The organism is Fibrobacter sp. UWEL, assembly GCF_900142535.1.
Lineage (GTDB): Bacteria > Fibrobacterota > Fibrobacteria > Fibrobacterales > Fibrobacteraceae > Fibrobacter.
Map to the genome: position 1 here is coordinate 16,893 of NZ_FRBE01000009.1, position 22,530 is coordinate 39,422.

Annotated in this window: 13 protein-coding genes; 5 read left to right on the plus strand and 8 right to left on the minus strand. The window is 49.3% G+C overall.

Annotation, left to right across the window (positions count from 1 at the left end; translation table 11 throughout):
- Positions 1-12: 12 nt before the first annotated feature.
- The 5 genes from BUB59_RS07255 to BUB59_RS07275 all read right to left on the minus strand — a co-directional run bounded on the left by BUB59_RS07255 (position 13) and on the right by BUB59_RS07275 (position 5,367).
- The gene (locus BUB59_RS07255; protein ID WP_073227808.1) at positions 13-864 is read right to left on the minus strand and encodes a sigma-70 family RNA polymerase sigma factor; all 852 of its coding nucleotides are present in this window, start codon (positions 862-864) and stop codon (positions 13-15) included.
- Positions 865-932: 68 nt separating this feature from the next.
- Positions 933-1,229, minus strand: a complete 297-nt coding sequence (locus BUB59_RS07260) for a DUF971 domain-containing protein (protein ID WP_073227811.1) — start codon at positions 1,227-1,229, stop codon at positions 933-935.
- A 9-nt stretch (positions 1,230-1,238) separates the two neighbouring features.
- Positions 1,239-2,366: an Mrp/NBP35 family ATP-binding protein gene (locus BUB59_RS07265; RefSeq protein WP_073227814.1), complete on the minus strand. Its 1,128-nt coding sequence runs from the start codon at positions 2,364-2,366 to the stop codon at positions 1,239-1,241.
- 1 nt (position 2,367) lies between these two features.
- Complete coding sequence (locus BUB59_RS07270; protein ID WP_073227816.1) at positions 2,368-3,834, minus strand: ATP-binding cassette domain-containing protein; 1,467 nt, start codon at positions 3,832-3,834, stop codon at positions 2,368-2,370.
- Between the two features lie 87 nt (positions 3,835-3,921).
- Positions 3,922-5,367 (minus strand): esterase, encoded by a 1,446-nt coding sequence (locus BUB59_RS07275; RefSeq protein ID WP_073227819.1) that lies wholly within the window; start codon positions 5,365-5,367, stop codon positions 3,922-3,924.
- Between the two features lie 132 nt (positions 5,368-5,499).
- On the opposite strand from BUB59_RS07275, the gene BUB59_RS07280 reads away from it, so the two are divergent.
- From BUB59_RS07280 to BUB59_RS07290, 3 genes are read left to right on the plus strand one after another with little or no spacing between them, the layout of a single operon-like run.
- Complete coding sequence (locus BUB59_RS07280) at positions 5,500-6,570, plus strand: radical SAM protein (protein ID WP_073227822.1); 1,071 nt, start codon at positions 5,500-5,502, stop codon at positions 6,568-6,570.
- 41 nt (positions 6,571-6,611) lie between these two features.
- Positions 6,612-8,435 (plus strand): BatD family protein, encoded by a 1,824-nt coding sequence (locus BUB59_RS07285; RefSeq protein ID WP_073227825.1) that lies wholly within the window; start codon positions 6,612-6,614, stop codon positions 8,433-8,435.
- A 16-nt stretch (positions 8,436-8,451) separates the two neighbouring features.
- Entirely contained in the window at positions 8,452-9,219 is a 768-nt protein-coding gene (locus BUB59_RS07290) for a tetratricopeptide repeat protein (protein WP_073227827.1), read from the plus strand.
- A gap of 112 nt (positions 9,220-9,331) precedes the next feature.
- Here BUB59_RS07290 and sprA read toward each other — a convergent pair whose 3' ends face one another.
- The 3 genes from sprA to BUB59_RS07305 form a co-directional block, all read right to left on the minus strand.
- Positions 9,332-16,174 carry a T9SS outer membrane translocon Sov/SprA gene (sprA, locus tag BUB59_RS07295; protein WP_234979990.1) on the minus strand — a complete coding sequence of 2,281 codons (6,843 nt, stop codon included), beginning with the start codon at positions 16,172-16,174 and terminating at the stop codon, positions 9,332-9,334.
- A gap of 223 nt (positions 16,175-16,397) precedes the next feature.
- Positions 16,398-18,020: an acyl-CoA carboxylase subunit beta gene (locus BUB59_RS07300; RefSeq protein ID WP_073227829.1), complete on the minus strand. Its 1,623-nt coding sequence runs from the start codon at positions 18,018-18,020 to the stop codon at positions 16,398-16,400.
- 328 nt (positions 18,021-18,348) lie between these two features.
- Complete coding sequence (locus BUB59_RS07305) at positions 18,349-20,241, minus strand: AIPR family protein (RefSeq protein ID WP_073227830.1); 1,893 nt, start codon at positions 20,239-20,241, stop codon at positions 18,349-18,351.
- 268 nt (positions 20,242-20,509) lie between these two features.
- On the opposite strand from BUB59_RS07305, the gene BUB59_RS07310 reads away from it, so the two are divergent.
- Positions 20,510-21,262 carry a leucine-rich repeat domain-containing protein gene (locus BUB59_RS07310; protein ID WP_073227833.1) on the plus strand — a complete coding sequence of 251 codons (753 nt, stop codon included), beginning with the start codon at positions 20,510-20,512 and terminating at the stop codon, positions 21,260-21,262.
- Positions 21,263-21,392: 130 nt separating this feature from the next.
- A complete protein-coding gene (locus tag BUB59_RS07315; RefSeq protein ID WP_143160274.1) occupies positions 21,393-22,526 on the plus strand; it encodes a S41 family peptidase in 1,134 nt (377 codons plus the stop codon).
- The last annotated feature ends 4 nt before the right edge of the window (positions 22,527-22,530 follow it).

The window sequence follows — 22,530 nt, forward strand, 5'->3', positions numbered from 1 at the left end:
GCAAAACCTAGCTTAGGTATCGAGGAAGTCAGCCAGCTTTTCTTTGTGTTCCTTGCTCTTCTGCAGGCGACGCAAAGTCTTGTTCTTGATCTGGCGGACGCGTTCACGGGAAAGTTTCAAGTCTTCGCCGATGTCCTTCAGGGTAGTATCTTCCACCGTATCCAGGCCGTAGAACATGCGAAGGATTTCTTCTTCACGCTGGGGCAGGCTGGACAAGGTTTCCTGGATGAGTTTCTTGCGTTCTTCACGTTCCAGATCTTCGTTCTGGTTACCGTCGGAACCCAGCACATCCATCAAGGTGCTCACGGACTCGCTGCTGCTAGAAACAGAAGCACTGTCACCGATGGGAGCATCCAGGGAGATATCCACAATTTTTTCCATCACTTCCACGATGTCCTTCTCATACGGGGAGAATTCATCCATGGCGATGGTACGTTCATAGTCACCATCATTCTGCATGAGGGCGCGCTTAAAGCGATTTACGAGGGCAAGCTTGTTAGGCGGAATTCGGACCGCCCCTACCTGTTCAAACAGGGCCTTCTGGATAGACTGACGGATCCACCACACTGCGTAGGAGATGAACTTCACGTCCTTGTCCATGTCAAAGCGCTTGGCAGCCTTGAACAGACCCAGGTTACCTTCGTTAATAAGATCCAGGAGAGAAAGACCGCGACCCTGATACTTGCGGGCAACACTGACCACAAAGCGAAGATTGCCGCGGATTAGGCGCTGAAGAGCGGACTTTCGAATTTCTTCTGTAGCTCCGGTCTTGATAATCGAAAGAAGAGCCGACTCTTCCTGAGGAGTAAGAGTCGGGAAACGATTCAAGTCCCGAAAGTATAGTGCTTCGTTTGCATCACTCATATATTCACCTATCAATCCAAATTGTACTTCTTTGGAATAATCCAATGAAGTTGCACAAATATGGTTTTTTATCCCAAATCCGTCAAATCTTTTAGTTTATCGTAAGGGTATATTCCCGAACTATGTCCATCACTGAAGGACAAAGTTGCGGCATAACGGCCTACAGACTGCACCTTTACAAGCTTTATATCGTTAGAAACGGTAGAATCATCAAGAGTCTTTACGCCAGTATGCTCATCCACGCACAGCGCACAGGGGCAAGCACAGCGCAAATCTCGGATAGAACAAGCACCGCGGGTACCGTCATTCCATTCCACGCCAAGTTTTCCATCGGGAGTTCTAAAGAATTTCTTCGGCTGTAACATAAACACTCCTTAGACGTTTTCTACCGGCAGCTGGTCAAATTCGTAATTGTAGCTCTTCAGGGTATCTGCGTTCTCGTGATCAAAAACAGAGATCGTACGGACCATGGAATCAGCCACCTGCATAAACACCTTGGCAGATTCAGAATTGGGGTACTTCAGCACAGCGGGAGTACCAGCATCACCACAATCGGCCACAGCAGGTTCCAGAGGGACCTTGCCAATGAGAGGCACGCCCCACTTCTTGGCGATGGATTCGCCGCCCCCCTGACGGAAGATGTAATGATGCTTCTCGCACTGGTCGCAGATAAAGTAACTCATGTTTTCCACGACGCCAATCACAGGCACGCCCACGTTATCAAACATGGCAATTCCCTTACGGCAGTCCGCAAGAGCAACTTCCTGAGGAGTGGTCACCACGACTGCTCCGGACATGGGGCAGTTCTGGGTGAGCGTCAGCTGGATGTCACCTGTTCCTGGAGGGAAGTCCACCAGCAGGTAGTCCAGCTTGCCCCAACGCACATGGTGGATGAAATGCTGGATCATCTGGCTTACCATAGGGCCGCGCCAGATGGTAGCCTTATCGGAGTCAGCAAACATGCACATGGACACAATGCTGATGCCGCCCTTGGCTTCCACAGGAGCGATGGTGTTATCCTCAAACACTTCGGGAGCCTTATCAATACCGAACATGAGGCCCATGCTGGGTCCATAAATGTCAGCATCCAGAATACCCACGCGGGCACCGGAGAGGCTCAAAGCCATTGCCAAATTTGCAGTCACAGTAGACTTACCCACGCCACCCTTACCGCTGGCCACCGCCACCACATGGGAAACTTCACCAATGTGGGAATCCTGGGGAGCCTTTGCCGCAGAGTTACCCGTTGCAGAGCCGCCTTCCTTGGCGGTAAATGTCACGTTCACTTCGGATGCACCCAGGCTCTTTACGATAGCAATACACTGGTCCTTGAACTGGTCACGGATCGGGCAAGTGGGCGTAGTAAGACGCAGGTCAAAACTAACCTTGTCCCCTTCGATTTTCAGATTCTGCACAAAGTCCAGTTCCACAATGTTTCTGTGGAGGTCAGGATCCTGCACGGCGCAAAGCGCCTTCAAAATGGTTTGTTCGTTCAGCTGCATATTAACCTAAGGAGAACTTCGGCATGCGAAGCAAATGAGTCATGCAAGGAGGCCATTCCTCTTCGTAATGGCTTACCAAAATAATAGTCGTTTCTGTAGACAGGAGCTGCAACAGATGGAAAATCTTTTCCCTATATTCACCCTTGAGTCCTTGGGACGGTTCGTCCAGTAATAGGACTTTCGGCGGGCGGATTGCCGCACGAGCCATTAGAACCAAGCGCTTGTCGATGGGAGACAAGGTACGAATATTCTGGTTCACATCTTCGAAACCCAAGTACTTCAACCATTCGCGGGCCTTGGACTTTTCTTCCCAAGTGGGATTGGCAGCCTTGCAGAGGTTGGGAGTAAAGCCCGTGAGAAGAACTTCCAGAATACTCAAGTCTTCGCGATACTGCAATGCCAGTTCCGGAGAGAAGAAACCCAGCTTGGCCTTGTGATCCCAAATGTTGAGACCATGGCCCGGGCGTTCTCCCAGGAGGGTAATGTCGTTGTTGTAAATCTGGGGATGGTCTGCGGTCAGCATGCCCAAAAGCGTACTCTTGCCGGCACCGTTCTCCCCCATCACGGCCCAATGCTCGCCCTTACGGACCGTCCAGTTCAAATTCTTAAGGACGTCTGTTTCACCGAAACGGACATTGATGTTCTTAAGGTCGAAAAGAACTTCAGCTTCTTCAACGCTAGATTCCTCACTGCGTTCGGAATGACACTTTGGCATGTCATCCTGAGCGGAGTCGCAAAGCGACGAAGTCGAAGGATCTAGCATTCCATTCAGTCGAACAACCTCGTAATCCTTCAGTTCCTTCTTGGTGAACTTCGGTTGTGCCGCAGCCTCGGGCAACTTACCCTCGTACTGAGTAAAGGTCTTGTCCCCGTAAACGAAGGCAGGGATTTCCGGCAGCAGTTCATCTTCGCGGGCCAGGCGCACCGCAATCTTCAGGCCGGTACCGCGGCTGCGGGCCAATTCAGCAACACAGCCAGCCAAGTGAGCACGATATTCCGGATCCAGACCGCCAAACAAATCATTGAAGTAAACCCATTCCGGATTTTCCATCCACATGCGGGCCAGCAGGACGCGACGCAATTCCCCGTTGGAAAGGCTCAGCAACTTGCGGTCCAGAATACCCGCTGCCAAGTCGGCAATTTTCAGGGCCTCGTCAAGTTTCGTGGGGTCCGTTTCCGGCCATGCCATATCGTCAATGTAACGATCAGTCTGCAAGAAGAATTTCTTATTCAACAGCAGGTTCTTTACCAGCGGAGCCTCTTCATCGTGAAGGCTAATAAAACGCTGCTGGAAGAAGGGAGCCAAAGCCTGCTGGATTTTTCGCTGAATAGCCTCCGACATAGTGGAGACCTTTTCTCGCTGATTCAAGAAATGAGTAATGACTCGGTCAAGATCCTCGCCTTCCGTGCTAAAAATCTGCACCTGCGGGAACTTCTCGATCAAAGCCTCAAAACGTTTAAATTCCATGGCGCCAAATGTAGCATTTTCGCAAAATGAAAAACTCCCGACGAACCATCGGGAGTTTCCAAAACAAGAGAGAAATCAGAACGGTCTTTAAAACTGTGTAAAGAATTCCCATGTAGCCTTGGGTACCCAAGACGTGGTAGAGCCAGGATCCTTATGATCCCAGATATGGCCACCATTCTGAGTACACCACTTCACAGGGAAGCGTTCATCCACAGTCTTGTAGTCATAGCAGAGATGAGGACCGGAGCCAGAGTATTCCTGAGCCTGTTCGCCACTAGCGTCCGTAAAGTTCGGACCGTTATGCTTCAAGGCTGTGTTACGTGCAGCACGTCCAAGGTCCGGGCGACACAGGTCATCCTGCAAGCCCAACACACCCATCCAGGCGATAGACTTACCAGAATGTTCCGGGACCCAGATATTGATTTCTGCAGTTTCGTAAACAGCTACGCCACGAAGCACATGCTGACGATTACGAGACAAACCATTGGTGAACATGGAACCATAGCTAAAGCCAGAGGAGAATACGCGAGAGGAGTCAATACAGAGATTGCTCTGGAGATCTGCCAGAAGTTCATCGAACAAGGTGTAGTCATCCTGAGCCCAGGGAGCCTGATTACCATTACCTTCCGGAGCCACGAAGATGGTGGTCTTTTCGGTATCCAGCGGTTTCATGCCATAGTAACCTTCCTGCTGGACGCCACCGGCCCAACCGCCCATGCAGTGCATACCGAACACAAGACGATAAGGCTTGTTGTTATCGTAGTTGTCAGGAATATCGATGCGGATGGTACGCTTGCCCTTGCTCCACTGGAAATCATAGCTGCCAGACTTCACGCGATTCCAAGTCTTGCCACAACCACGAGTAGGAACAGGAGCATTACCCTTAGCCCAACCAAATTCATAAGTTTCTTCAGTACCGGCAGCTTTTTCCAAAGTCAATTCCACGTTGGTATCAAGATTTGCCAAGGCAACAGTCAATGTATCGTAGCCCTCGGCAATGACCCGCAGGTTATCGCCGGTCTCTTCTTTCTTGAGGGTCTTAACAGCGGGGACTCCATAAGTGGCGCCATAAGAGCCATGAGCCGTAAATTGAACATCCTGCACAGCGGAACCCATCTGGACCTGACCAAAATAGGATCCTTCAGCCTTCACGTAACCGCGAAGATCCACCTCGCCGGAACCGTAAAAAGACTTGCTCATCACACTGTTACCAAGAGCATCGAAAATTTGGACTTTCACAGGGCCAGAACTGCTCTGAGCAAAGGAAAGCACGCCGTTGTTCACGCCCACAAAACCAGGAGCAGAAAGGGTACGAATTCCATCGGTACCACTACCCATAGGCTTGTCGCGAAGAGTGAAACTTCCAACGCCATCAGTTGTTGTAGAAAGATTATTCTTTACCAAACTGACAGAAGCACCCTTAACCGCCTTTCCCTTGGCGTCAGAAACTGAACCTGTCAAAATGAATGCATTAGCCGACGTGGCAGAAATAGCCAGTGCAAGGCCCATTGAGGCAAAACCCAAAAATCTCATTACATACTCCTTTTGAACACACCACTGTTCAAGCTATAAAGTATATCCGATGGCAATCCGAATCCATAGCCACAGCAATCATTTCATGGACAATCTATCCAAGCCTTCAAAACTTTGCTATTTTGCGAGGAAATGAACGATTTACTGCAAAAAGCAATTGACGGAGCCAGTAGCTCCGATGCAAAATACCGCCTTACCCCTGCCGAGGGACTGAAACTCCTTACGGAAACTCCCTGGACCGAAGTTGTGGAAGCGGCCAACAAGGTTCGCCACATTCGCCTCCCCGGCAACAAGGTGGGCTATACCGCTTTTCGCATCGTCAACTACACCAACGTCTGTGAAATCACCTGCAGTTTCTGCAGTTTCTGTCGGCCCGAAAAAAGCCCCGAGGCATACGTCCTAAGCCTGGACGAAATCCGCCAGAAAACCATCGAGGCAAAAGCAAAGGGCGCCGACCACATTTTCCTGCAGGGTGGCGTCAACAAGAACATTCCTCTTTCCTACTACACCGACGTACTCCAGATGCTGACCCAGGAAATGGGTGTTAGAGTCCGCGGATTCTCCCCGGTGGAGCTGGTAAGAATTGCAGAGTTTAATAAGATCAGCCTGGACGATCTGCTTGAGATTTTTAAACAAGCTGGACTGAGTTCCGTCCCTGGCGCAGGAGCAGAAATTCTCAGCGATCGCATGCGTCAATTCCTAAGTCCCAAGAAGTTAACCGCCCAGCAATGGTGCGACACTCTGGCAGCCTGCCACAAGAAAGGCCTTCCCGGAAGCGCCAACATCGTGTTTGGCAGTATGGAAACCCCCGAGGAAATTATCGAACATCTTGAATTTGTTCGTAAAACCCAGGATAAGGCTGTCGCCGCAAACGTCTCCGGCTTCAATAGTTTTGTGGTCTGGACCTTCCAACCTCAAACGGACAAGTTCCCCATCCGCCACGTTCGGGGAGACGAATACCTGAAACTTCTGGCACTTTCCCGCCTCTATCTGGACAATGTCCCCCACATTGAAGTTTCCCTGCTGGGAATGGGCCTCTCCCTAGGTGAATTAGGGCTCCACGCCGGCGCCGATGACATCAACAGCATTGTCATTGAGGAAAACGTGCTGACCAATCACGGTCTCACCTCCATCGAGGCAGCCGAAAAGTTTATTCAGGACGCAGGATTTACCCCCTACCGCCGTAGTCTGAATTTCGACTAAATTCAAAAGTCTCGCGCCTAAAAATTTGGTATTTTTAGGCCATGAAAAAATTGTTGACAGCTTGTATGGCTCTTGCAGCCATGACTTACGCCCGTCCGTCCCTGCAGTTTGACAGGGATCGTATTGAGATGGGCAATACTTTTGGCGTCCAGCTTATTTTCCCCCTGCAGGACTTACCCGAAGATCACAGTGACCTGCAGTTTGAAACCCAGAATGGTTTTTCCCTCGTAAAGTTGGATAGTGCAGACCAGGTCATCCGCCAGCAATCCGATCCCTTTGAAGATTTCTTTGGTGGTAGGCACAGCCGAGGCAGTTACAAGGCCCGCGTTTACACGTTCACTCTTAAGGCACCGAAAAAAACAGGACGAATCAATTCCGGCACCATTTTTATGACCATCAATGGTCAGAAGGTGAACATCACCGGAGACATCGCTGTCAGCTTACAGCGTTCCTATAACGACGACGCTCTGGCCATCTCTCTAAAGCCAAACAAGACCACCATCTACGAAGGTGAACAGATTTACTTGAACCTGGGTTTCCACGCCTATGAACATTTCGCAGGCAACCTGCAGGCTCTGGATATGAGCACAGGTAACGACTTTATTGTCCACCGCAACGAAATGAACACCATCGAATGGAGCCCCGTAGAAGGCAATCCTCGTGAAAGAGAAGCAAGCTTCAAGTTCGCCTGGTTAAGCCCCACCAAGAGCGGCAACCTCCAGATTCCGCCCTTCAAGTTCAAGTACACCAAGGTCGGTGAACCTAAGGTTGTAGAAGAAAAGAAGCAGATGGGAGGTATGTCCTTCTCCAGCAGAACAGTAAAGCAGGAACCCGTCGATACGGAAACCGCATCCCAGCCCATCAAGATTACCGTAAAGCCTTTGCCTACCGAAGGCAAGCCCGCAGACTTTAGCGGCATGGTAGGTAACTACAGCTTTAAGGCAGAGCTGGACAAGACCAACCTGAAGGTGGGCGAAGCCATGACCCTGACCATTACCCTGAAGGGTGACGGAACTCCGGGCACCATCACGGACCCCAAGCTTCCCGACTTTAGCGACTTCCGCGCTGTCCCTCCCGAAAACAACATTACCAAGAAAATTTCTGGACAGAAGGTGGTTACCACCAAGACCACCAGCATTTTCCTCTACCCCAAGAAGAAGGGGGAATTCACCATCCCCGCCATTTCTTACAGCTGGTTCAATCCCGCCAAGAAGAAATATGAAACTACAACAGAAGGCCCCTGGAACATTGTAGTTGAAAAGGGTGAAACTCCTACTGCCGACGCCATCTTCCAGCCTCAAGTTGCAGCAAGCCCTGCAGGCGGCCCACCCGCCGTGCAGAAAAAGGAAATTGAAGCCCTGGGCTCCGACATCCGCTTTATCCATTCCATAAAAGGCATTTCCGCCAACAAGGCTCCTTACAAGGAACTCTGGTACTGGATTGCATTCCTAGCAGCAATCCCCGCTTACTTCGCCGTAGTATTCACCGTACGTAGCAAGCGCAAGCGTAATAGCAATACCGCACTGGTCCGCAAGAACCAGGCCAACAAGATGCTCAAGCAGCGCTTCGCCAAGGCCAAGGAAGCGCTCTCCAAGGGAGACGCCAAGGCTCTTTATGCAGCATTGGAAAACGGTCTGGTAGATTACCTCAGCGACTTGACCAACCAGGAATATAAGGGCATGACCCGCGACCAGATGAAGGCCGACCTGAAATCCAGAGGCGTCAAGGAAGAAACCATCGCCTCCATCGACAGCTGGCTGGAGAAGTGCGCATTCGCAAGATTCGCCCCCGTCAATCCTTCCGCTAGTGAACAGAGCCAGATGTTAAGCGATGTGGAAAAACTTTGCGAAAGCCTGAAGATTTAAGTCAAGAGTTTTGAATATGAAGAAAATGATTTGGATTCTAGTTGCAGCCGTCGCCATGATGAGTAGCGCCGCCTTCGCAAATGAAAGTTGTGCAGGCGTTGCCGCAGGCGAAAAGGCCTATAACGAAAAAGACTACGAAAGAGCCATCGACGAATGGCGTACCTGTGTCGACAACGGCATGGAAGATCCGGACTTATACTACAATCTGGGCAACGCCTATTTTAGAAATGGTAAGCTGGGATTTGCAGTCTACTACTATAAATCCGCCCTGAGACTTCGTCCCAACGATCCGGACATCCAGCACAATCTGGGATTCGCCACCGCCATGACCAAGGACAAGGTGGAAGAAGACGAGGAGGAAAACCCGCTTCTCTCCGGGCTCTTCAAGATTCACCACGCCCTTTCCCTGAAGGTTCAGCTATTCATCCTTCTGGGGCTGTTCTGGTGCTTCGTGATTTTCGCCATCGCAAGACGCCTGACTGGTAACGAAAAGACCCGCAACATTCTGGTGGGATCATCCTTCATTCTGGTATTCGCCTTCTGCATTACTGGAGCAAGCGCAGGCTACAAGATTTTCATTGCAGAAACGGAAGCCATCGGTGTCGTCACCGCAGCAGACGCAGATGTGACCAGCGCTCCGGACCACAAGTCTCAAACCTTGAATACCCTTTCCGAAGGAACCTCCTTTGAAGTTCTATCCGAACAAGGCCAATTCCTTGAAATCAAGCTTGGAGATCGCATCAAGGGTTTCGTCCACAAGAAAGATGTAGGCGTCATCAAGTAAATCCTTCGTCATTCCGAGCATTAAATACATTCCGTCATTCCGAGCATCAGTATGACGCGAAGAATCCTGGATATGAGAAAAGCACGGTGAATACCGTGCTTTTTTTCTTTCGTTAGTTGAATCTCAGCATCAAGGCGATTTCGAATTGTAGAATCTGTCTCAGGTGAGGCGTTTCGTCATCCAGCTTTTCGTGAATCTGACGGTATTCAATGAAGGAACTCATGGAAGCCATCTTATTGAACTGATAACTTGCGCTAGGTCTCAGGAACCATTCATGAGTTCTAGAGGGGACCGTACGTTCAGTCAGGTGAAGTTCAGGACTATAGACCGTAGCCTCTTCCTTCTTGCCTGTGGTAGGTGACACGTAAGTCCACTGTTTGAATACACCATCCGTACCACGTTTCTTGTTCCACTTATCGTAGCCTTCATCAGGATCGTACTGTTTGCGGATTGTCTTCTTGTAGTCGTAACCGGCGGTAAACTTCAAGTCAATGCTATTCTTGAACTTGTAGAACCAACGCCACAGCTTTACCACCTTGTCTATCTTCAGCGGGTAAGTAATGGTAATGTCATCGCCAATGTTGAAGGCAAAGTCATTATACAGGGATGTAGGAATCCAGGGAGTTTCCCAGAAGTAATCCGTCGTGTCCTTGCCTGCGCGAGAAGAATCCGGCCAGGAGGTAACACCAATCACTTCTTCCTTCGGGCGACGATCCGTAGATTCAATCTTCATGCGAACGCTGTTTTCGATGCGCATGTTATTCTGCAGCAAGAAGGAAATGCGAACCAGCGGGTTGAAGTTGATGGCATGTCCCCAGGAGTCTTCAGCACTCTGGAAGGGATGAACCGTAGTGGTCTTGGTATACTCAAAGCGATGGGTGGTAGAAACGCTGCGGAAACTGTTCAAGAAAGACACACGCTGGGAGAAGTTGGGAATAGTAACACCTACACCAATCTTCGGCCATACCGTCGTGGTATCCGTATACAGCGGATATTCACGAGACTGGGAGAAGTCCTGCTTCCACTGTAAATCGCCGGTAAGACCAATATCCCAAATAGGCAGGGTAATACCACTGGACACCTGGAAGTTTCTAGATACAGAGTGACGGAAGTTGCCCTGATAGACAAGAGTATCCACATTATGGCTACGATACTGAGCAAAGCCTCTGTAATCGTCACGATCATCCAATCCCATATCACCGGAAACAATGTTCCAGAAACCGCGATTGCGATAACCGTTACCAAGTCCTAAACCATACAGATAGTACTGCAGCGGAGTCACACCCTGATCTTCATAAAGCTGAGACAGGGTAAAGTTTTCACCCACCGTATTTGTACTTGCAGACCAGTTGAATTTAATTTCACGCCACTTGATCTTTTCAAGAGCCTTGGCAGGTGCGGATTCCTTACCGAAGTTTCTCACCAAGTCCAGAACCTTCAAAGTGGGGTTAAACTCAAAGCGGTTGGTCTGAGAAATGGTCCAGAAGTTCTTTTCAATGCTAGACTCATCCATAAAGTCATAATCATTGGGAATTGTCTTCTGCTGATTCAAATCAGAGCTGAAGGAAGTGGTAAAGGGAATAAATGGAATCAACCTGGGGTTGAATGCAATTCTAAACTGCTGGGAACGGGCGCGTTCGTTACGGAGAATACCATAAGAACGACCATATTCACGACGGCCTACGCTATCCACCTTATAGAAAGTGGTGCTATCATACAGAATCTCATAGGAATCCGGATTCTGCATGTCGATGGTCATTTCCTGGCCATCAGCATTAACCTTAGGAATGGTATCATAAGGAATAGCCACAACGCTGTCGGGAGAAACGTACACCTTGCGATCAGAATGGTCAAAGTCAAAGACATAACCCTTTGCGAAGAGGCCGCCTTCTCCAGAACTGAAGAAGTTTTCCTTTGTAAAGCCTTCACGATCTCCACCACCATACATATCACGCTTTACGTTGATACCGTAGTTCACAGACAGGAAGGAAAGGATGTTCCAGCGCATGTTCAGCTTGTGGTTCAGTTCAGTGGTATAGGTCACCACCTTGTCCACCTGCGGATCCACATAATCCGGATCGCGGCTCTGGTTCACGTAGCGAACATAATTGAAGTCGAACAGAGTCAAGTCCAAAGTCTGGGGCCAAGGTTCAAATTCCGTCTTAGCCAATTCCTTTGCCCAACCATACTTAGCCAAACTACTGAAGGGTTTCAGCTTGAACATGCTGAAGGTACCCAGCTTATATTCCAAGATCGTGTGATAGGAATAAGAGGAGTCGGCTGCAGTAGTAGATCTGCCTTCGGATTCATGATAGGAATAGCTAAATGCAGGTCTTTCCAGGAACATCTGGGAAAGGACCTCTCCCACCTTGGATTCGCTAGCCTTGTAATCCTTGCGATAGCTAATGCCAAAACTCTTTTCACGAACATAAGACTGATAGCCCTTGGATTTTGCGCTATCACGAAGTTCCTGTTCACGAGTCTTGGAATCCACCTTCAATTCGTTCTGGAACATGTCGCTGGTCATTTCGCCGAAGTTACTCTTATCCAGGAGCAAATCATCAGTGGGCTTCATGTAGGGGCGTTTCGTAGAGCTATGATAGCCTAAAGAAAGCGGAATATGGAATCCAGCGCTATCATCCAGGAACTTATTCAAGTTCATCGTGAAGTCACCAGCAATATCCAGCTGGGAGGCTGCTTCAGAAATTTTCGGCTTTGGAGATCCGTTGGAAGTAGAAAGGGTCGCGAAGGAACCATCCTGATAACGAACCGTACCAGAAAGGGAAATAAAGTCAGAGAAGTTCACCTGCCCGCCAACACGAGCAGCATAACCCCAGTCCGTATCCATATCAGAAAGACGCAGGTCGTCAAGCCAGAACGTACCTTCCAGATCATCAGCAGAAGCAGAGGAATCCGCAATAATGACAAAGCGAATCCAGTCAATGCTAGAGACAGAGGGATTACCCACCAGGCGAATCTTTTCTTCGCGATCTCCACCCAGGTCCTTTTCCACCGCATTGATGTAAGGCGGACGACGGCCACGCTTCAAGTCGGAGAAATCAGAAATATTCATGGCGAAGGCGTTGTCCAGCCAGTTTTCTTCATGGCAATCCTGAATGCGAGGGCTGCAAGTTGAATCAAGAACTGCCGGGCGGAAGCTCCATTCGTAATAGTCGGAAGAACCTTCAAGAGAACCGTCACCGAACTGCAATGCAAATCGGACAGGAGCCTTTTCCATTGTTTTCTTCGTTACATAGTGGATTTCCATCTTGATGGACTTGTAACTGGAGAAATCCTTCTTATCCGTATCAAAAATGCGAGTCACGCCCACTTCCTGACCAGGGCTCATGTCCTTATAATCCAGTACAAGAGCAGTTTCCTTCAAGGGAGCGTTCGTATCGGAATCACGTTCCGTCTTGGTATTGGGAGACTTGTGGTAAGTCTTGGAATTTTCACGGTTGTTAAGAGTAGAGACAGTAACATAGGTTGCATCTCTTGTGGAGGTAGCCACAGATGCAGTCTGTTCCACGCCATTCACTTCTACAATCTGGGAGTTTTCAGAAGAGCTGGTCTTATAGAAATCAGCAACCGTCGTTTCTTCCCAGGAGTTGCCCACCACAGCAAGACTTGCCACCTGAACCTTCGCTTCGGAAACGCCACGATTCAGGGAGCCAATCCACATTCTGGTATACTGAGCTTCACCAAGAATCGCACGATAGTCGCTACCCGTTGCAGAAACAATCGTATCATACTGGTCCAGCGGAATACGCCACTTGCGCCAACCATTTTGCAGTTCTTCAAAATGCAGAAGGTTCGTATCGGAGAGGTCTACACGATAGCGGACAAAACTAATGTCCATATCCAGAGAACCATTCTTGTTAATGTCTTCCGTATCGTAAGCGCGTTCACCAGAGTTGTTTTCCGTACCGTTAATATTTACGGGAGGATCGCTATCATCGTCCAGATTGTCATTGAAGTTATCCAAGGCAATATCGTTAGAGGATGCATCCGTATTCAGAGTATTCTTTTCATGAGGAATACATTCTGTAGAACGGCAGTCCCAATCAATGCGGGATTCATTATCACCCGTTTTGTCATCCAGACCTCTATCATGCAAGGCGATGGTCGTACCGATGTCATTTTCACCGTCATACTTTCCGTTAGGAGCATAGCCATTGATAGACAAGTCTTCGCTTACAAGACCCAAGTCAAGATAGATGGAACCCACATTACCGCGAGCGACCACTTCAATGTACTTCATATCGCTCATGTCTTGATAATAGGCGCTATTGGGACGCATGACACCGCCCCAGGAATTGCCGGACAAGTTGTCGTTCGCACGCAGAGTCATCTTCAACACCGTCAAGTGCTGGTTATCTACGTCGGAGTTTCCTACAGCAGGATAGATATGCTTGTACAGTTCCGTATTGTTGCTGTGCCAAATGAATTCGCCCTTATGCTTATAATCCTGATTCGGGATATAAGTAGACATATTGGTAGAATCACCACCCGGAGGAGAAGCCTGATACCAGGACAGTCTAGACAAGGAATAGGTAAGACCAGATGTGGTGGATTCGAAGTCTTCCACCAAAGCTTCAGCATCGTCGCTGGTATTTGCATTATGACGGCTGGCAGCAAATTCAGCTTCAAATCTCCAGGAAGACTGAGCCGTAGCGTTAATGCCAGGAATTGCATTCACCAATTCCGTCAGGGCAGGAATGGTATCCTGCAGACGAAGGTTCATACCCCACAGGACACTGGAGTACGGTTCATTACCAAGAGTAGGAGTTTTTGCAGTTGTGCTCTGGCTCTTATACAAAGCTGTAATACCAAAGACAGAGCCAGCGCCCAAACCATACAGATCCAGGGGCAGTTCCGCACGAGCGCCAAGCAAAAGCTTGTTATCGATTTCGAACAGCGGTTCGCATTCGAAGGTAACCTTAATTTCCTTGTTGGGATCCAGAGCACGTTCACTGAGAAGTTCAATCTGTCCCAGTTCATAGTTCACTTCGTAGTCCGTACCGCGAATAAGGGTAGTAGAACCGGCGGTCACCTTTTCGGTACCGGGAGAAATATCCATACAGGAACTACCATTCACAGCATAGCTGGAGCTGGGATCGCGGACACTTAAAGTTGAACTACGACGCTTACCCACAGATTCAAAATAGAATCGGTTCGTGTAGCGGTTCAAGTTGTAGACGGGCAGCGTATAGAGCTGAGCCATCGCTGCAGTCGAATCCAGCAAGCGAAGCGGTTCCAAGCAGTTCTCGCGAGCCTTTTCCGTCGAGATATTGGCAGACTTGTCGTAATCACCAAGAGCCTTACAAGGCAGCCACATTTCACCAGTATAGCTACCAGAAGCATCCTTTTTAAAGATCGTAGCGTCATTGACAAGAGGAGTACCTGTGGTGGTATCTGCAAGGCCAAGAGTTTTCAAATAAGTACTGGCAATGCCAGACTTATTCTTCATGCGCAAAACGAAGTTGGAAGCACTTGCGTCCGTAATGCCAATATTATAAACATTGCGGAGCATCAGCTTATCAATATCCGTCAATTCAGAAAGAGTTGCATCCCACTGGATCAGCACCACCTTGGAGCCGTGGTTCACAGTCGTTCCAACACGTCCAGTCGAGTCTTCGCTCCAGCTGGCGGCAATCAAGGTATTGCGGTTAGCCGTATTAATCTTCACAATACCCGTACGAGAATCATAAGAGTATTCCGTGCTGGGAATTTCAATCAGGCGGTCAACCTGTTTTTCAATAATCTTATGTGAAGGCGTCGTATAGACCACAGTCACATTTTCAATGACGTTGGTCGTTGCGTTAGTTGCGGCACGACGGTAAAGCTTCAGGTTCGTTGCCTTATAGGAGGGAGAAGAATTTCCAGCGATACCAGCGTTGATATAGTTCTTCCTCACTTCCTGATTCAGGAAGTAATAGCGGTAAGCAACGAACTGTTTATCCAATATCTGGAATTCGGAAGTGGATTCGTTCGCCTTCAGGGAATACTCTTCCTGGGAGCCACCATCCTGAGATGCGATGGTTGTCAGACGCCAGTCCCCCAGTTTCCAGTCCGCCTTAATACCGAACAGGCCCTGGTGGTTTTCAGAATAACCCGTCAGTTCCGTACCCGTCAAGGCAAGATTGGTAGTACCCGCTTCCACACGCTGAAGGATGTAGTCTTCAAATTCATCCTTATAGGATTCCTCATACACCACGCGAACCTGGTTCTGGGCACCAAGGCCCTGTTCCACGTTATTGATTTCCACGGTAATGTACGGGCCAATCTTACCCTTCACCATGAAGTTGGGTGTATAATCCAACGTCGGACTGGGCCACAGGCTAGTTTTCGTACTGCCTTCGGCATCATCCTTTTCTCCGTATCCCTTCAATCGGATATCCATGGTACCCTGAAGCATCAGCTTCGGCTTATCCAAGCCGAAATCTCGCATCCAGGCAGGCATGGTTACAGGGATGGTAATGTCGAATACGGAACCTGTTTCAGGTGTTTCGTAGCCATCGTTAGCCTGACCAACCAGACCATTAAGCCACAGTCCCTTACGGCCAATATCATACATGTCAGCCACATAATCCGTCAATTCAGGATAATGAGCGGACCACAGAGGAATCGTATCTCTGGAAACCGAGTTAATGCGTTTCTCGCTAACATCCATTTCACGAGTGGCAACGTCCACATCATGAGTAAAGACCTGTCCCCTGGAATCGTTCATCAAGCGCGGGCTAGCGCCAATGCCACCAAAGGGCAGCATTCCGTTCAACGGATTCACAGAGGGCGGTAGAGAAATGTACTGGAGAGTAGGCTGCCACTCCGTTTCTGCGGGATCAGGATCGCCCACCTCAGCATCGGATGCAGAAACAACAGACGTGGTATCACCCTGAGACCAGGCAAAGCCAGCGGTCAGAGCTACACCTACAGCATAAAACCAATATTTCAAATCAGCAAAAGACACAAAAAGAAGCCGTAATAAAAACCTTGATAGTCACTCTCCAGCGGAGTCCCCACAAAATACTGAATTTTGAATTCAAAAATTCAGCATAAATACAGATAAACCACTAGAATTTACGGGAAATTAGCTTTTTTTACAGAACGAAAAAGCCCTCGGCTTTCACCGAGGGCCAAAATCACGTAATTTTTTAAAATATTAATTTATTCTAAAATTACAGCGGAATGTTAGCGTGCTTTTTCCAGAGGCGCTTCTGATCCTTGGTCTTCAGAGCGTCGAAGGCAGTCACAAGGCGCTTACGTACGTCTTCCGGCTTGATGACTTCGTCAACCACGCCCATAGCAGCGGCAACGTAGGGGTTCATCAATTCTTCTTCGTACTTAGCGATGCAAGCGGCGCGTGCGGCAACCGGATCCGGTGCAGCAGTGATTTCCTTCTTGTTGATGATTTCAACAGCACCTTCAGCACCCATCACAGCCACCTGAGCAATAGGCAGGGCGAACACGTAGTCTGCGCCCACGTCCTTAGAGTTCATGGCGATGTAAGCACCACCGAAGGCCTTACGGAGAATGAGGGTAACCTTAGGAACGGTAGCTTCGGCAAAGGCGTAAAGGAGCTTAGCGCCATGACGGATAATGCCGGAGTATTCCTGCTTGCTGCCCGGCATGTAACCCGGAACGTCAACGAGAGCAAGGAGAGGAATGTTGAAAGCGTCGCAGAAGCGAACGAAGCGGCCAGCCTTAGAGGAGCCGTCAACATCCAGAGAACCAGCCAGAACCTTGGGCTGGTTAGCCACGATACCGATGACTTCACCGTTCAGGCGAGCAAAGCCGATCACAACGTTCTTGCCCCAGTCCTTCTGGACTTCGAAGAAGCTTTCCGCATCAGCGAAAGCGGCGATCACGGCGCTAACGTCGTATGCCTGCTTGTAGTTATCCGGAACGATATCCTGGATAGTGGCGCTCTTGTCTTCGGCAGCTTCGCAGGTAGCTTCCTGCTTGTTCAGGAACTTCTTGAAAAGCTTCTTGATGCCGGATTCGTCGGCCTTTTCTTCCATCTGTTCTGCAGCGGGAATAGGCTTGCACTTGTTACCCTGAGGCAAATAAGAGAGAAGCTTGCGGACACCTTCCAGAGTCTGCTTGTCATCGGGGTACATGAAGTGAGCCACACCGGACTTTGCGGTATGAACAGGAGCACCACCCAGTTCAGCAGCGGTGATGTTTTCGCCCATGACCTGCTTCACAACAGCGGGGCCAGTGAGGAACATCTGGGAAGTAGACTGTGTCATGAAAATAAAGTCAGACAGAGCCGGAGAATAGCAAGCACCACCAGCGCAGGGGCCCATGATCACGGCAATCTGGGGAATCACGCCAGAAGCCCAAACGTTACGAGCCATGATAGCGCTATAGCCAGCCAGGGAGAACACGCCTTCGTCAATACGAGCTCCACCGGAGTCGTTCATGGCGACGAACGGGCAGCCAGCTTCAACAGCCATGTCCATGACGCGGCAAATCTTTTCAGCATGGCACTGACCAAGAGCGCCACCGCCAACGGTAAAGTCCTGAGAGGAAGCAAAAACCAGACGGCCATTCACCTTGCCGTAACCGGTAACCACGCCGTCACCCAGGATGACCTTGCTTTCCTTAAGAACGCGGTTGCTGGACTTACGAAGGCCACCAACTTCCACGAAAGTGCCCGCATCAAACAGCATTTCCATGCGTTCGCGAGCAGTGTACTTACCGGACTGATGCTGCTTATCAATACGAGCAGCGCCACCAGCAGCCTGAGACTGGCTCAGGTACTCATTCAGTCTGTTCAAATGTTTTTCGTTCCACATAATGTCGAACTCCTTCTTGTGTAATTTTCATCGCCAAAGATAAAAAAAAGCAACAAAGGCGGTCAACAAGAATCGTACGAATTTATCCGTATAAGCAAGATGTGACATAATTTTAAAGTTTCACACCTCACCCACTCCATTTTCTCACAAAAACACACAAAAAAGACCCAAGCACCAGCCAGAGTCTTCTTTAAATAGTCCGAGAGTTCTCGCCCCCAAGATGATCGACGTTTGGGGAAAGGAAGAGCTCGAGGAGGGCGAAGCCTTCCAACATCCTAACGTTTGGGAAAGGAGGAGCTCGAGGAGGGCGAAGCCTTCCTCGTTCTCATTAGATAAATGCTTCGATGCCTTCGCGGCACTTTTCCCACTGCTTGTTCTTCTTGCACAGAAGGTCAAGCATCTTTTCGTAGGTAGCCGTGTTGGAGAAGCCCTTCCACAGGCGACGTTCCACAGATTCACCGCTATCCTTGTCGATGGTGGTAATGGTGTCGTAGTAGTTGGAGTTATCCTTGAATTCGCTAATCAAGATACCCTTCAGGTCGTCGGTATAGATCTTGGAGGCATACTTCAGGATGGATTCATTGAAGTTCAGTTCGTTTTCAACCAGCCAGTCGAAATCCTGGATAGGATCGCCGTAGATGAGCCAGTGCTTGAGGGCGAGAGCCACAACCAGGTCCTTGACGGCACTGCGGAAGATGAACTTGTCTTCGAGACGGCCGTTCCAAGTGATGCGGGTCAGCGGATTATCGTCGTTAGCTTCGATGGACACGCCCTTACCCGGGGTCACCTTACGGATCTTGATGGGAAGGCGAGAAAGGAGCTGCCAAGCCTTGGTGAAAGCGATGGTCTTGCGAACGAAATCGCGTTCCTTTTCCGGAGCCACGCGAACGAAGGCGCCGAAGCAACGCTGGTAAAGAGTTTCCTTGTCGAAGATGCAGTCGGAGGAACGGCATTCAGAAAGTTTGCCATCCATCATGAACAGGGTCTTTGCAAGTTCCGGACGCATGCGGACTTCCAGCTTACGAGTACGAGCCTTCAGACGGACGCCATCCTTATAAACGTAGGTAAAGCCTTCTTCCTGGTAACGCTGCCAAATGAAGAACTGCAGATCGTCAGCAGCACGCAGGTGGTAGCTGAACACAGGGTTCTGACGGTTGTTAGCCATGGTCACCTGGTTCAGGAAGCTGTCAGCACCAGGATAGGGCACCACAACCTTAACGAGAACATAGGGGTTCACCGGCTTCTTGCTCTTCTTAGCATACTGTTCGTAGGTGAACAGGGACTGAGCACCGTTAATAATCTTGGGACGTTCAATGAACAGAACCTTCTTACCATCGCGATCCTTCAAGCGAAGGTCATCACCGGTAAGGGTCATACCGTTGTGCAGGAACGGGAAATCGTCCACGTTCACATTCTGGTCATCATTGCGTTCCATGGTCTGGAAAGCATCAATGAGGGCAGCGTTAGTATGAGTGAGGTTACCGAGGTAAGTACGAATATTGGAGCTGACGATAGCCATGTTATGCTTAGTCTTGAGGCGCTTGCCCAGAGCAACATGGTAGTCAAAAATGGTACGGATGGGGCAGAAACCGAGGAACAATTCACCGTGATCGCTGGTGAGGTGCAGCGGTTCGGATTCCATCACAATTTCAAGCTTATCATCAGCGGAGCGGAAATCACGGGTCAAATCGTCGTGTTCTGCAGAAATTTCAAGCTTAGCCTTGACTTCGTCCTTCCAGAGAGTCAGCTTACGGCGCATGTCCTTAAGAGAACGTTCCAGTTCGGAGTCGGTAATATCGCGGCTAGCGCGGGTACGGAGGACAGTGATTTCCAAAGTTTCCATGTAGGGGCGGCTTGCCGGTGCATCGGAATCTTCTTCTTCAGCGTCATCGTTAATCTTATTCACAGCCCAGGGATCAGCCTCTTCACGGAGAGACATGAAGAACGGGTTGGTAGGATCGCTGGTACGGAACACAGCAATCTGGAGCTGCTTCAGGTCGGCATTCAGGTGAGCCACAACCTTTTCGAGGGGAGTATCTTCATCCAGGAAGATGAAGAATTCCATATAGCCCTGGGAGTACTGGAAGCCATGGAAGCAACCATTTTCATCCAGGTTTAAGTGCCGGAGTGCCTTAATACGATCAGTAGGATCGTTAGGATTGAGACTCAAGAGACTAGCGACGAAAGCTAGACGGCGTTCCTGTGATTTGGTTAATTCCATTTTTTCCTCAGCTTCTAAATGGGTAAAAATCGGGTATACTTTATATACCTTTATATTACCTATATATTTACGCCCCTAAAAATAGCTTCAAAAAGGGGACTTTGAGCATAAAAAAGTCAAAAAAAGTCAAAACCAGCTACTTTTTTTTCAAAACAGCGCCCTTTTTATAAACATTTGAGCACCAAAACTTCCTTTTTTACGTTTTTTAGCAATACGCAATCTCTTTTCAAATTAAAAAAGCTATGATTACTTCTATAGGAGTTTTACTATGAATTTGCTCGACGTCATTGCAAAAGCTAAGGCAGACAAGGCCACTACCCTGGACTTGTCTCAGCAGAATATCCGTATTCTTCCCCAGGAACTTTTTGAACTGACCCAGCTGGAAGAGCTGAATCTCGACCGCAACATGCTGGTGGAGATTCCCGACGATATCGGTAAACTGAAAAACCTGAAGAAACTCTCCATTAGCGAAAACGACCTGATGGAACTTCCCGAAGCCATTGGCGAACTGACCAAGTTGGAACACCTGTACCTAGGTTACAACAGTCTGTCCGAACTTCCGGACACCGTCGGTAAGCTGACCAAGCTCCAGAACGTGAACATTGCCAAGAACCAACTTCTGGATCTGACCAACGAAGTGGGCAAGTGGGTGAACGTGACCAAGCTGTCCCTCCACGACAACATGCTCTCTGAAATTCCCGCCACCCTGGGCAAGCTCAAGAAATTGAAGAAGCTCTACCTGGATAACAATGACCTGAGCAGCATCCCCGCCGCACTGGGACATCTGGAATCCCTGGAAATTCTCATGGTCTCCGGCAACAGCCTGGGAGCCATCCCCTCCGAATTCAGCAACCTGAAAAAGTTGAAGGAACTGGTGCTGGACGCCAACCAGTTGGCAACCCTCCCCGAAAGCCTGGCAGAATGCGACAGCCTGGAAACCATCTCCGTCATCGAAAATCCGCTGGAAGTCGGCATCCCCCGCGTCCTCCAGGACAAGAAGGGTCTCAACATTGACCAGTAAGTTTTTTCAAAAACTTGCATTAAAAGCGGCGATTCTCTTCGTCGCTTTTTTGCACTTTAGTTGTTCCGATTTTTTTGAACCCGTAAAAAGCACTCCTACCCCAACGGAGTACGAGTATAACTATTGGCTTTTGCAACGGCAGTATTTGTTCGAAGACGAGCTTGAAGCGCTGGATCCCGAAGGAGATTCCGTCCAAGCGCTTTACAGTCTGCTATCCGATCCCTATACCCGATATATTCCTCCCTCCAAGAGCGAGGCCGCAACCACCAGTATGAACACCAGTATCGTGGCAGGCGATGTGGGGATGGAATACTACTTGGGAGACACCGAGTACCCTCTCTTCGTCTATAGGGTGTACCCTAGCAGCCCAGCAGGCAGAGCAGGTATTCCCCGCTATGGAAACATTATCGAAGTTAACGGTATCCAGTTAACGGGCGAACGAGCCTACGACATTTACGACTCCGTCCTTTCCCAGAACAAGGAAATCTCCCTGACCATCATCTACAAACGGGACTCCCTTCATTTCGACCTGACCAAGGAGGATGTCTACGCTCCTACTGTACTACTGGACACTTTGAACGAAACCGAGTTCATCATCATTCGAGGGTTTAAACAAACTACCGCGGACAAGGAATACGGATCCTATGGTGAATTGAAGAGCCTTCTGGAATCGCTTCCCAACGACAACGTCCCCCGAGTTTTGGACCTTCGCGACAATCCTGGAGGCCACGTCAACCAGTGTGTTGCCATGGCGGATCTTTTCGTAAAGAGCGGAAAATTGTCTACTCGAAGCTGGCGTGACATTGAACCCGACGGAAAGTCCATTAAGAAAACAAAAACCATCGTAGCCTCAGCAGGTGATGCTGGCGAAGGAAAGCCCTTTATTATTCTGTTGAACAAATCCAGCGCCAGCTGCTCAGAGATTTTTGCAGCAGCAGTGGCAGAAGGCGCAGACATCCCTGTGGTGGGAACCGCCAGCTATGGAAAAGGCATCGGGCAAACCACATGGAGTACCATTGACAAGGGGCTAGCAATCATTACGAATCTGGAATTCCTTACCCCCAAGGGAAACTCTTACCATAAGAAGGGAATCCAGCCAGACTACGCCTGTGAATCCGGCGCGACCGTTCAATGCGCACTTGAGGCTATCCAAAAAATTTACGGAAAGAAATCTCTCGAAAAAATCGGAACTCACATCACTGAAGACATCCAACCGATTTCTCGTCAAAAGAATATATTGGGCGGAGCTTATTTGGATTTATAAATTG

Bases quoted from the DNA above. Each gene is read 5' to 3' on its own strand.
- BUB59_RS07255 (WP_073227808.1), bottom strand. From the start codon at position 864: ATGAGTGATGCAAACGAAGCACTATACTTTCGGGACTTGAATCGTTTC.
- BUB59_RS07260 (WP_073227811.1), bottom strand. From the start codon at position 1,229: ATGTTACAGCCGAAGAAATTCTTTAGAACTCCCGATGGAAAACTTGGC.
- BUB59_RS07265 (WP_073227814.1), bottom strand. From the start codon at position 2,366: ATGCAGCTGAACGAACAAACCATTTTGAAGGCGCTTTGCGCCGTGCAG.
- BUB59_RS07270 (WP_073227816.1), bottom strand. From the start codon at position 3,834: ATGGAATTTAAACGTTTTGAGGCTTTGATCGAGAAGTTCCCGCAGGTG.
- BUB59_RS07275 (WP_073227819.1), bottom strand. From the start codon at position 5,367: ATGAGATTTTTGGGTTTTGCCTCAATGGGCCTTGCACTGGCTATTTCT.
- BUB59_RS07280 (WP_073227822.1), top strand. From the start codon at position 5,500: ATGAACGATTTACTGCAAAAAGCAATTGACGGAGCCAGTAGCTCCGAT.
- BUB59_RS07285 (WP_073227825.1), top strand. From the start codon at position 6,612: ATGAAAAAATTGTTGACAGCTTGTATGGCTCTTGCAGCCATGACTTAC.
- BUB59_RS07290 (WP_073227827.1), top strand. From the start codon at position 8,452: ATGAAGAAAATGATTTGGATTCTAGTTGCAGCCGTCGCCATGATGAGT.
- BUB59_RS07300 (WP_073227829.1), bottom strand. From the start codon at position 18,020: ATGTGGAACGAAAAACATTTGAACAGACTGAATGAGTACCTGAGCCAG.
- BUB59_RS07305 (WP_073227830.1), bottom strand. From the start codon at position 20,241: ATGGAATTAACCAAATCACAGGAACGCCGTCTAGCTTTCGTCGCTAGT.
- BUB59_RS07310 (WP_073227833.1), top strand. From the start codon at position 20,510: ATGAATTTGCTCGACGTCATTGCAAAAGCTAAGGCAGACAAGGCCACT.